Origin of the sequence: Flavobacterium sp. BFFFF1, assembly GCF_002256285.1 — a bacterium.
Lineage (GTDB): Bacteria > Bacteroidota > Bacteroidia > Flavobacteriales > Flavobacteriaceae > Flavobacterium.
In genome coordinates, this window is the sequence record NZ_NKJE01000050.1 from 1 (window position 1) to 9,016 (window position 9,016).

11 protein-coding genes are annotated in these 9,016 nt (G+C 39.7%); 10 read left to right on the plus strand and 1 reads right to left on the minus strand.

The annotated features are described in order from the left end of the window. The first annotated feature begins 322 nt into the window (after positions 1 to 322). From CFE23_RS16130 to CFE23_RS16160, 7 genes are all read left to right on the plus strand, one after another. A complete protein-coding gene (locus CFE23_RS16130; RefSeq protein WP_291090325.1) occupies positions 323 to 1,516 on the plus strand; it encodes a hypothetical protein in 1,194 nt (397 codons plus the stop codon). Positions 1,517 to 1,618: 102 nt separating this feature from the next. After that, positions 1,619 to 2,395 carry a hypothetical protein gene (locus CFE23_RS16135; RefSeq protein WP_291090328.1) on the plus strand — a complete coding sequence of 259 codons (777 nt, stop codon included), beginning with the start codon at positions 1,619 to 1,621 and terminating at the stop codon, positions 2,393 to 2,395. A 48-nt stretch (positions 2,396 to 2,443) separates the two neighbouring features. Next, the gene (locus CFE23_RS16140; RefSeq protein ID WP_291090331.1) at positions 2,444 to 3,067 is read left to right on the plus strand and encodes a two-component regulator propeller domain-containing protein; all 624 of its coding nucleotides are present in this window, start codon (positions 2,444 to 2,446) and stop codon (positions 3,065 to 3,067) included. Between the two features lie 225 nt (positions 3,068 to 3,292). Then, complete coding sequence (locus CFE23_RS16145; RefSeq protein ID WP_291090334.1) at positions 3,293 to 3,763, plus strand: hypothetical protein; 471 nt, start codon at positions 3,293 to 3,295, stop codon at positions 3,761 to 3,763. A gap of 177 nt (positions 3,764 to 3,940) precedes the next feature. Then, positions 3,941 to 4,549, plus strand: a complete 609-nt coding sequence (locus CFE23_RS16150; protein ID WP_291090337.1) for a hypothetical protein — start codon at positions 3,941 to 3,943, stop codon at positions 4,547 to 4,549. 167 nt (positions 4,550 to 4,716) lie between these two features. Further along, a complete protein-coding gene (locus tag CFE23_RS16155; RefSeq protein ID WP_291090339.1) occupies positions 4,717 to 5,688 on the plus strand; it encodes a hypothetical protein in 972 nt (323 codons plus the stop codon). A 191-nt stretch (positions 5,689 to 5,879) separates the two neighbouring features. Further along, positions 5,880 to 6,353 carry a DUF3592 domain-containing protein gene (locus tag CFE23_RS16160; protein WP_291090341.1) on the plus strand — a complete coding sequence of 158 codons (474 nt, stop codon included), beginning with the start codon at positions 5,880 to 5,882 and terminating at the stop codon, positions 6,351 to 6,353. 170 nt (positions 6,354 to 6,523) lie between these two features. Here the strand turns inward: CFE23_RS16160 and CFE23_RS16165 are convergent, their stop codons facing one another. Continuing rightward, entirely contained in the window at positions 6,524 to 7,240 is a 717-nt protein-coding gene (locus CFE23_RS16165) for a hypothetical protein (RefSeq protein ID WP_291090344.1), read from the minus strand. Positions 7,241 to 7,490: 250 nt separating this feature from the next. Between CFE23_RS16165 and CFE23_RS16170 the strand changes: the two genes are divergently transcribed. The 3 genes from CFE23_RS16170 (at position 7,491) to CFE23_RS16180 (ending at position 8,661) form a co-directional block, all read left to right on the plus strand. Next, the gene (locus tag CFE23_RS16170) at positions 7,491 to 7,742 is read left to right on the plus strand and encodes a type II toxin-antitoxin system ParD family antitoxin (RefSeq protein ID WP_291090347.1); all 252 of its coding nucleotides are present in this window, start codon (positions 7,491 to 7,493) and stop codon (positions 7,740 to 7,742) included. Beyond that, complete coding sequence (locus CFE23_RS16175; RefSeq protein WP_291090350.1) at positions 7,735 to 8,031, plus strand: type II toxin-antitoxin system RelE/ParE family toxin; 297 nt, start codon at positions 7,735 to 7,737, stop codon at positions 8,029 to 8,031. The genes CFE23_RS16170 and CFE23_RS16175 overlap by 8 nt, the downstream gene beginning before the upstream one ends. A gap of 186 nt (positions 8,032 to 8,217) precedes the next feature. Beyond that, positions 8,218 to 8,661, plus strand: a complete 444-nt coding sequence (locus tag CFE23_RS16180) for a DUF2489 domain-containing protein (RefSeq protein WP_291090353.1) — start codon at positions 8,218 to 8,220, stop codon at positions 8,659 to 8,661. The last annotated feature ends 355 nt before the right edge of the window (positions 8,662 to 9,016 follow it).

The following is a 9,016-nucleotide window of genomic DNA, read 5'->3' on the forward strand; positions in this document are numbered from 1 at the left end:
ATTCGACCGCGAAGCGTTGTAATTTGACCCCGAAGCCTCGTAATTCGACCGCGAAGCCTCGTAATTTGACCGCGAAGCCTTGTAATTTAATCGCGAAGCCTTGTAATCGATGGCGAGACGAATTCTTTTGGACACGAAATCGGTTCCCAATGCAGAAAATTAAATTTAAATCAGGGCAGCGGGTTTGCATTCGTGTAATTTCTAAGATCGCGTTTGCCGGTGGTGTGGGCGTAACGCTTATTTTCATAACTTCGCTTTGCTCCTCCCCAGGGGGGTACGGGTGATGCCGGTCTTTCTGTTGGAATGCCTTAACCAAATGCCTATGAGGACTTTTTTGATGTTGCTTTTGATGCTGTTACTGCCCCGCTTTGCTGTTTTGGCGCAGCCGGCCGATACAATCTATGGAAAGGTCGCGTCGATACGGGAGCAGGTGGTTTTCCTGACGGACAGCATACAAAACCTGAAACTGTTTTCGACAGAAGGCGATTACGGGCACAGCGGTTTTGTAAGTGAGGCGTATACGAAGCAACGGTTCAGGCAATGGTGGTACGACACGCATTGGGTTCATTACCTCAATTACTACAAGGCGTTTGCCCCTGACGGGAGGCTGTTGGAGGAAGCCTGGTATTACAAGGACCAAAGTGTGATGGAGGGTACTGTAAACGAATATGATGCTCAGGGCAGGATCATCAGGCAGCACCTGCAGTCGTACCAGCATTCGGTGGCATCCTTCACGTATGACGACCGCGGCAACCTGTTGGAGAAAAAAGAAGCTGGCGATGCCGGCAATAGTGTCGTGCAGACGTACTCCTATGACGAACGGAATGCGCTGGTTAGGGAATCCTATGTGAATTCGGAATATCCTAAAGAGGCCTTTTCAATAAATTATGGCTACGACACTTTTGGCAACCTCCTCACGGTGCGCCGTTTTAACCGGTATGGTGCAGATTATGGCACTACCTATGCGTACGACGCCTTAAAGAGGAAAACAGAAATTTACAACTACTCCCCTTTTGTCTGGGTACAGCAGAAGAAAACAATCAGGCAAAAGCGCACCAAAACTGGTCGGAACCAAATTAGCCGGGTGTTTGACTATGATGCGGAGGGCAGGCTGACTTGTACGCAATCCTACAATCCGGAATTCAATAACGGCAACATTGCGGGGTTGTACGGTACGGAAATCAATACTTATGACGGTGGGCTGCTCATGGAAACATGTTATTATGACCGTGACAATGTCCTTAACTGCCGAAAATCATATGCATATGATGCGCAGGGCCGGAAAATTGGTTTTTCGTATGCCGTGCCGCGGTATCCTGAAAGTGATGTATCGATACGTTATACGTATGCAGACACGGCCTTCCCTACCCATATGGTGTATACTGAAAAGGGGGTTGCGACCACGGTTGATTTCGACTATGTGTTTGATGCGAAGGGCAATTGGGTATCGCAGACCAAATCAGTCAACGGACAGAAACGGTACCGGTGGACGCGGGTGCTGGCGTATTTTGATTGATGGGGCTTAGATTTAGCACATCGCTGCTGCATTTGCATTCAAAAAATATTATTTTTGAGGGGTGAACTGACTCAGTACGCGTCACTTCCTAAATTCTTATTTATGAAAAAATACATTGTGTTTGTGCTGTTTTTGTCGGCATTCACCGCACTTCAGGCGCAGGATCTGTATCCTGAGAAATTTAGTGACTGCCATCAAACGCGGTTTAGCTTTTGCCTGGACTGCGGCGACCCGAAAGCGTCGTATGATGGCGATTTGGTGGGCTATTTTAACTCGGTGTTTAAAAAGTCGGCCCGAAAAATGTCCGGTAAGGCCTTTGTACAGGTCATTATCGACTCGGCCGGCCACCAATGTGTCAAAAGCCTGCAGCATGATGCGGGTGTTGATGTGCGCAAGCTCCGGTTGAAGGACGAGATCAATGCGATGACTGGCTGGCATGCGGCGGTGAAGAAGGGCAAGCCTGTGAGTTCATCGCGGGTGATGGTATTTTCGTTTGCGGATGGCGACTTGTCAATTTCGTTCCGGGATTTTGACAGCAAGAATACGAAGAACATGCTGTCTGTGGGCAAGGTCGAGATCAGCGACCCGTCAAAATATAAGAATAACCTGAATGACAAACTGTTTCATGTGTATACGACGCAGAATTCGAAGGTGCCGTGGGACATGTCGCGGTCGGTCTCGATTGACCAGGACGGGACGGTATTCCAGGGTACGGACAATGGTATTGTGCAGGTAAAGGACGGGGTGATGACGGTGATTAACCAAGGGAATTCCGGGCTGCGCGGTTCGAACGCTGATGGGGGTCGGACGACGACGGTGATGGCCTCGGCGGTTGATGCGCAGAATAACAAATGGTTTTCCGGCGGGTATGCGGTGTAGCGTTATGATGGCGCGGCGTGGCAGGTGTATGACTCGTTGAACAGCCCGGTGCGGTGGCAAACGGGGATTTATGCCGATGCGGCGGGAAGTGTGTATTTTGAGGGATTCCATGGATTGGTCCAATATGACGGGAAGGTGTGGACGACGCTGACGAAGGACAATTCAAAGCTGCCTTCAGATCGTGTGATGGGGATTTTTGTGGACAGCAGGAAGCGGCTTTGGGTGGGTACGGACAAGGGTACGGTGCGGTTTGACGGTGCGGTGGTGGAGGATTTCCAGGGGACGGACAACCCGCTGAAGCAGGCGGCGATCACGAAGGGTTATGAGGACAAAGATGGGACGTTGTGGTTTGCGCTGTATGAGAAAAAGAATCCGGTGAATGCGATGGCGAAGCTGTCGAAGGATGGGGTTTGGACGGTAATCAATACGGAGAATGCGATGATCCCGAACAACAGTGTGCAGGATTTTGTGGTGGACGAGGTGCGGCAGGTGCTGTGGCTGAGTGTGCACAATGTGGGTCTTTGCCGGTTTGATGGGAAGACGTGGGGGACGTTTACGCCGGAGAACTCGAAGGTCCCGAGTACGGTTGTTGAGGATCTGGCGTTGGATGCGGGTGGCAGGCTGTGGTGTGCGACGTTTGCGGGACTGCTGCGCATTGACCCTGCGGAATGATGTTTTGTTTTTGGGAAAAAAGGTTATATTTGGGGAACCGGTACAGGTGGTAACACCTTTTTACGCAATGCGCTTTTTTGTATATCAGCAGGAATGAATGGGGATTGTGAAAAGTGATTGCGTGTATTGGATAGTTAGCAGCAAGCCCGCCAAAATTGCACATAATTCACATCTATGAAAATATATTTTTGCTTTCTAATTTCGCTTTTTTTAATAAGTTGTCAATTGAAAAAGAGTGACAAATTAACAACTAATACTTCGAAAAATATCACTCAAAAAGCGCCTGACACAATCGTAAATAGTATAATTCATAATCCCAACTTTATAATTTGTGACCTCGATGGAGATATTAAAAATGACAGCGTAGTAATTGTACAGAGTTTAAAAACCAAAAAGTACGGATTCAAAATAGTTTATGGAAAAGGTAAAACTGACTTTTTAGGATTAGGAAATGAAATTTTAGAGCAAGGTTTTGACGATATTGATTGGGTTGGAATATTCGAGAAAGCTCCAAGAGGAGAAAAATATGCAAATAATGTTGATGAAAATGGTGACATTATAGCTGAAAATCAAATTCAGGAAAAAGATAAAATTAAACTTGTCAATGATGGAATTTTTATTCATCAAGCGGAATCTTGCGGCGGCGGCGTAATATATTTTGACAACGGAAAATATAATTGGATTCAACAAGAATAATTGGCCAGCTGCTAACAGCGGTTTCACGCAATTGCTACTTTCCTTGTAAAATGAACCACCTTTTTCCATAACTTCGTTCTGTCCAGCCGAGAGTACTCAGTTCCAAATGCCGCAACTGACGTGAAGCCGCCGGACGTTACAGGAAATGGCTAATGCGAACGGAGCTTAATAAACAAAATGGTACGATTCAATATTTTTATAAAGTCTAAAAAATTTCGCATAGATCTGAACTTACTGATACTTATTGTAATTCTATTTCTATGGTTTTGTACATTCATCTGCTCAAAAATAAACAGCGATTTAGAAAAAAAAGCAAATGCGCTGTTTGCATATATAGCAGTTGGTATTTTCATACTAGGTACTGCACGCAAATTATTCATGATAGCAAAACCGGAAAAATTGCACGGCAAACTTGAAGGTTTTCTCGAGTTTCGCAATGACGCTATTTTAATAGGCGAAAATAAAATTGAATTATCTGCCGTCAAAGAATTATTTATCGTGAATGACGACTATTATATGATGCCTAATGGAAACGGAAAAGGGTTTACTTCTTCTTTATCAAATGGAGTTCAAAATGAACTCTCGTTAAAATTGAACGATGGAACTAAAATTACCACGTCTTTTCAACTTTTTAATGAATATGACATGGGAAAAATTCAAAACATCCTAACTCATTATTATTTATCTGGCAAAATGACTTTTGAAAATCTTGCTAAAGTTTTAAAACTATCAAGGAGCGAGACGTCTCAAATGAAAAATTATTTTCAAAACAGCCACATCCTGTAACAGCGGTTTCACGCAATTGCTGCTTCCCTTGTAAAATGTAACCGCTTTTTCCATAACTTCGTTTTGTCCAGCCGAGAATACTCAGTTCCAAATGCCGCAACTGACGTGAAGCCGCCGGACGTTAGCAGCAAGCAGTCCGCCGATCGGAAACCCTAACACAAATAACGATGGAAGAAAACTCTTTTGAAATTCACTACTGGTTTGGAGATGAAAGCCACTTGATGGATGCATTAATTCAAAATAAATGTGAATATGAATTGCTTGGAATTGTTAAAGAAATAGCAAAACAATTTGATGTAGAAATATTTATTGAAACAGCTCCACTTGAAAACGGAGGTTTGCGGAGATGGTTTAGAATTGCAACTCGAGAAGAAAATCGAAAAGCAACGATCACCACTGGTGTCATAACAGTACTGCTTACTATACTTTTGACAACTCCGATCACGAAAACTTATGATAAAGTTTTTGAAAAACTTTATGAGGATAAGGAAGAAAAAGCTTTAGATACAGACCTTAAAAAGGAACAATTAAAAAATTTACAGTTGCAGAATTCTAAACTTCAACGCGAAGAAGATCGTGAGGAGCAGGCTAAATTTCTAAATGAGAATACAGTAATAAAAAAGAAGAAATCTATATATTACGAGTCATTGAAATCATATCCTAAAGTCGAAAAAGTTTCATATATAATTAACAATCAAAACAAAACTACTGAGATATTCATTTCCCGTAATTCATTTGAGGAGTTTATTTTGCTATCAGATGATTTGGAGCCTATTATTACGGAAGATGCTATTATTGAAATTGTTTCGCCTGTATTAAAAAAGGGGCATTACAAATGGATGGGAATTTATAATGGTGAAACCATTAACTTTAACATGCAATCATTAGAATTTAAAAATTTGGTTCAAAGTCGAGAAGTAGAATTTAAAAATGGAACATCCATAAATTGCATTATTAGGCAACGAAGAAGAATAGATAATGAAGGACAAATCAAAACTGTAGCTTATGATGTTACCCAGGTAAATTCCTATTTTGAAAACGATAATCCTGTTGAAACTTTTGAAGGTAGAAAATATAGACAACGTAGAGAAGCTGACAGACAACAATTAGATTTATTTGATACAAACGACAATGAATAATTCTGCCTGCTGCTAACAGCGGTTTCACGCAATTGCTGCTTCCCTTGTAAAATGTAACCGCTTTTTCCATAACTTCGTTTTGTCCAGCCGAGAGTACTCAGTTCCAAATGCCGCAACTGACGTGAAGCCGCCGGACGTTACCAGTAACTACATGACAAACCGCTTAAATAATGACGAGAAAATTTCGAAATGTGAAGTGGATCATTTTCCTTGCTTCACTAGTATACTTTATTTATTTTATTCCCAAAGAAATAATTTATCCTAAATATAAGCCGTTAATTTGGATAGTATTTGCTCTCATTTTTGTAGCCTTACCATTTCTTGTTTTTAAAACGGTCAATGTCATTAAACAAAATTTAAGTTCAGGTAAAATTATAGGAATCTGTGCATTATCAATATTAATTATTGGACCAACTTCTGCAATTTTTCAAAAATATCGAGAGAATGAAGTGCTAAATTTGAAAGGTAGAATAGTTAACGGGTATGTTTTTGATAGAAAAAAATCAAAAAATGATTGGTTGATTAATTGTAAATATGTCGTTAATGGTGAAGAGTATACTACTTATTATAACACAGACGAAGAAAACAAATATCGAATTGGCGACACGGTCAAATTGACTTATAACAAAGAATTCCCCAGAATGTACAGAATAGAGTTCAACTAAACAGTAGCTACTGGTAACAGCGGTTTCACGCAATTGCTGCTTCTCTTGTAAAATGAACTTCTTTTTTCCATAACTTCGTCTTGTCCAGCCGAGAGTACTCAGCTTCGAAAGCCGCAACTGACGTGAAGCCGCCGGACGTTATGCGAGATTACTAAAGTCGCGTCGTAAAATCATAGCTGTCTTTTACCTTCATAATCTTTAAGTATTTGCTCATTTGCCATTTGTTTGACAAGGGTTCGATAATTTAAAAACATATGATTGAAATCATTCACGACATTTTCAAGTGTTACGCTAATTAGCTTATTTTCATTTTTGTCAAACTTATTCCTATTCTTATGTTTTGCACTTTTGATTGCGAAAACTGTAGGAACGTCGAGTTGACGAAGAAATAATACATGATCATTTATAAATGAATGCTTATACGTATTAGTTATATCATTAATCAATCTCAAAAAATCTTTGTATGACTGAAAAAACTGAAGATACGTCTGCTCACCTTTATCAAGTCTATCAAGCAAAGTTCCGATTTGATCTATATCGATAATATCTGGATAGTCGCCAGTTTCACTGCGCTTTTCTAATATAAAAAGTAATGCAATGATTTCATCCGTTATCATTCGTAAATCTGAAATTACATGAATAATTTCAATAAATGGAACAACAGATGTTTCACGAGTATTTAACCCATTTCTTTTTTTAAAATTCTCTTTGTAAGTATTTATCTTTTCAAATATTGATTCGAGCAGTCTATTGTCGTAATCAAGTCTATATAGAATGAATGCGAATTTGTTACTCAAATTTCCCCAAATTTTTGAATCTGGAAAAGTTGGGATCGAGTCTGCATAAATTGTCTTAGTTTCATCAAGGTAAATATCAAACTGTTTCATGTAAAAGATTTTGGCAAAGATATTCAGATAAATTGTAACCTCGCATAACAGCGGTTTCACGCAATTGCTACTTTTCGTGTAAAATGAACCATCTTTTTCCATAACTTCGTTTTGTCCACGCCGAGAATACTCAGTTCCAAAAGCCGCAACTGACGTGAAGCCGCCGGACGTTATGTGTGATTTTTGAAAAACGTTCCTCGAAATTTGGAAAGTTACCAAAATTTGGTAATTTTACAAAAATCTGAAAGCTATGGGAAAGAACACCTCAATATCACTTGGAAATCATTTCGAACATTTTGTTGAAAATACGATTGCACATGGAAGATTCAAAAATGCAAGCGAAGTTGTACGTGCTGGATTGCGTCTTTTGGAAGAAGAAGAAAATCGTGTTGTACTGCTTAGAAATGCAATCGAGGAAGGGATCAAAAGCGGGAGAGCAGAAAACTTCGATTCGCAAAAGTTTCTTGAACAATTAAAAGCCAGGAAAAAAGCGAATGGCTAAATTTCATCTTTTACACAGGGCCGTTGAAGATCTTGCGGATATTTGGGATTACACATTTGATGAATGGTCAGAAAGGCAAGCCGACAAATATTATCAATTGCTTATCGATAGCTGCCAGGAATTAGCGGAAAATCCAAATCTTGGAAAATCATATAATCAGATTGCAAATAATTTGTTTGCTTACAAATCTGGCGAACATTTGATTTTCTATTTTGTGATTAGCACTCAAGAAATCGAAGTGGTGAGAATCTTGCACGGCAGAATGGACTTAAAGAAAAAGTTCCAATAATTAAAACCACACATAACAGCGGTTTCACGCAATTGCTGCTTCCCTTGTAAAATGAACGACCTTTTTCCATAACTTCGTTTTGTCCACGCCGAGAATACTCAGTTCCAAAAGCCGCAACTGACGTGAAGCCGCCGGACGTTAGCAGCCATTTTAGAACGCGCCGGAACCTAAATCGATATGATTTGAATGAAAATAGTTGAACAAATAAAAACTTATTTTTTTAAGACTATTAAATTTGGTTTTAAAATACATAATAAAGTTGAGGAACAAAAGTCAACTGAATTTGACCGAGTAAAACGTATCCGATTAATCAAAAAAATGCTTTCAAATGCAATTGCAATAAATACAAATCAAATAGACATTCATAAAGGATGTTATAAAATGACCTATTTAATACCTGCAATCCAAGAGATCGAATTCCTTGACAACATAAATTTGGAAATTTTCGAAAACTATTACGATGATTTTATGAGTTATCCTATTTGGGAAGAAAGGAAATATTACAATAAGGAATATCTTGCAAAACTTGACAACGAATTAAATATAATCGATCAAAAATATAAGCAACCAATATTCGATAAATGCGCAGAAATCATTGAAAAATTCGGGTATATTAAAAACGGCTGCTAACAGCGGTTTCACGCAATTGCTACTTTCTGTGTAAACTGAACTTCTTTTTTCCATAACTTCGTTTGGTCCAGCCGAGAGTACTCAGTTCCAAAAGTCGCAACTGACGTGAAGCCGCCGGACGTTAGCTGCTATACCTAAAAAAATGACTACTAATGTTGGAAATGATTCACTTTTTGTATTGGTTTAGTTTAGTGCCCACAATTTTACTCTTTATAATTCTTTGGGCTTATCCAATTAAGTTAAAGATTTTCCGTGATGAAATATTTTACAAAAGGGCTTTGATTTTGTTTTCATGTCAACTTATAATTGGTTTTGTTCTCCTCCACTTCGATAAATCTTATAGAGTTGACGAACG

Bases quoted from the DNA above. Each gene is read 5' to 3' on its own strand.
- CFE23_RS16130 (WP_291090325.1), top strand. From the start codon at position 323: ATGAGGACTTTTTTGATGTTGCTTTTGATGCTGTTACTGCCCCGCTTT.
- CFE23_RS16135 (WP_291090328.1), top strand. From the start codon at position 1,619: ATGAAAAAATACATTGTGTTTGTGCTGTTTTTGTCGGCATTCACCGCA.
- CFE23_RS16150 (WP_291090337.1), top strand. From the start codon at position 3,941: ATGGTACGATTCAATATTTTTATAAAGTCTAAAAAATTTCGCATAGAT.
- CFE23_RS16155 (WP_291090339.1), top strand. From the start codon at position 4,717: ATGGAAGAAAACTCTTTTGAAATTCACTACTGGTTTGGAGATGAAAGC.
- CFE23_RS16165 (WP_291090344.1), bottom strand. From the start codon at position 7,240: ATGAAACAGTTTGATATTTACCTTGATGAAACTAAGACAATTTATGCA.
- CFE23_RS16170 (WP_291090347.1), top strand. From the start codon at position 7,491: ATGGGAAAGAACACCTCAATATCACTTGGAAATCATTTCGAACATTTT.
- CFE23_RS16175 (WP_291090350.1), top strand. From the start codon at position 7,735: ATGGCTAAATTTCATCTTTTACACAGGGCCGTTGAAGATCTTGCGGAT.
- CFE23_RS16180 (WP_291090353.1), top strand. From the start codon at position 8,218: ATGAAAATAGTTGAACAAATAAAAACTTATTTTTTTAAGACTATTAAA.